Origin of the sequence: Micromonospora sp. D75, assembly GCF_018070405.1 — a bacterium.
In the GTDB taxonomy this organism is placed as follows: Bacteria; Actinomycetota; Actinomycetes; order Mycobacteriales; family Micromonosporaceae; genus Micromonospora; species Micromonospora chalcea.
In genome coordinates this window covers 1-483 of the sequence record NZ_JAGPXV010001182.1, presented here as the reverse complement: position 1 = coordinate 483, position 483 = coordinate 1, and the positions used below count along the sequence as shown (strand labels likewise).

The following is a 483-nucleotide window of genomic DNA, read 5'->3' as shown; positions in this document are numbered from 1 at the left end:
CCAGTGGGGTGACCTTCGGCGAGTAGAAGAGGTAGACCCAGCGGTTGCTCGCGAAGCTCGGGTGCAGGGTGATGCCGATCAGGCCGTCCTCGAAGCGGGCGTCCAGCGCCAGGGTGAGGGCCACGGTGGTGGACCTGGTCGCCGGGTTGTAGAGGCGGACCTGGCCACCGGCGCTGCTGGTGCCCCGGTTGATGTAGAAGACCTTGCCGTCTGGTGCGACGGCCAGTTCGATCGGTTCGCCCATGGAGAGGCCACCGTCGAGGGCGACCTTCTCGAACCCGATGGTGGCGGGCGGGGCGAGGGCGGCGGCCTGGGCCGGGGACGCGGCGGCCGGTAGAACGCTTGCCTGCGGGACGAGGCAGAGGGTGACCAGGACGGTGAGCAGAGTGGTGGCGCTGACGAGCCGTCGACGCAGAGTGCGGGACACGAGACCTCCAGCTGTCCGGGGGATCTCGGTGCCGCTCCCGCCGACTGGAGGAGCAC

General features: G+C 70.2%; 1 protein-coding gene. It reads right to left on the bottom strand.

Features of this window, described 5'->3' with window-relative positions; translation table 11 throughout:
- Nucleotides 1-427 (bottom strand): PQQ-dependent sugar dehydrogenase (locus KBX39_RS34185; RefSeq protein WP_210874296.1); only part of this gene is annotated, 427 nt, incomplete at its 3' end.
- Nucleotides 428-483 lie beyond the last annotated feature (56 nt).